Source organism: Bacillus sp. CR71, from assembly GCF_003429245.1.
GTDB classification, from domain to species: Bacteria; Bacillota; Bacilli; order Bacillales; family Bacillaceae_G; genus Bacillus_A; species Bacillus_A thuringiensis_S.
Window position 1 is genome coordinate 194,223 of record NZ_CP031748.1, and the last position, 776, is coordinate 194,998.

The following is a 776-nucleotide window of genomic DNA, read 5'->3' on the forward strand; positions in this document are numbered from 1 at the left end:
CTTATCCTGCAAGTCCAAATAATTGATGGATGAATGCTTTCTGATTTTGAACAGACTGGTCCCGTAAATCAATCTGTTCTTTTTTAATCATATGCATGGCTTCGACACCACTCAATATAGAGATTGCTGTTTTAAATGATTTGAACCCCAGCATAGAACGCACACGTTTCTTAATAAATCGATGATCTTGTTCCACTATGTTATTTAAATACTTGAGCTGTCTTGTTAGGGTGTCTTCAGGTATCTTCTTTTCATTTTTTAGTTTTTTAATAGCAATTGGATAAGCTGGGTTCTTATCAACTGTAATCACACGAGGCTTCGAAACATGAGAAAACCGCAAATCTTTCTTAAAGAATCGCTTTGCAGCCTTATGATCTCTCATTTTACTCAGATAAAAATCAATGGTGTTTCCTTCGGAATCAACAGCACGATATAAATACATCCATTGTCCTTTTACTTTTACGTATGTTTCGTCAACTCTCCATGAATCATTCGTTTGTTTGAGATAACGGCGGATCCTTTTATCAAACTCAGGTCCATATTGATGAACCCAGCGCATAATTGTTGTATGTGCTAAAGATAATCCACGTTCCTCCATCATTTCCACTAAATCACGAAAGCTTAAGTTGTACCGCAGGTACCAACGGACTGTTAATAAAATGATGTCTGGTTGATAATGTCTCCACTTGAATGCATTTTCCTTTTCCATACCGATCACACACCTTTTTCAGAGTAATGGTATCAGTATATCCAAGAATAAGAGATTACTTGCAAGT

The 776-nt window shown here is 36.3% G+C and carries 1 protein-coding gene; it reads right to left on the reverse strand.

The genetic code is table 11. The annotated features are described in order from the left end of the window. Position 1 precedes the first annotated feature (1 nt). Positions 2–709 (reverse strand): IS6 family transposase, encoded by a 708-nt coding sequence (locus tag DOS87_RS01095; RefSeq protein ID WP_098578400.1) that lies wholly within the window; start codon positions 707–709, stop codon positions 2–4. Positions 710–776 lie beyond the last annotated feature (67 nt).

Coding starts and splice junctions, on each gene's coding strand:
- DOS87_RS01095 (WP_098578400.1), bottom strand. CDS start 709: ATGGAAAAGGAAAATGCATTCAAGTGGAGACATTATCAACCAGACATC.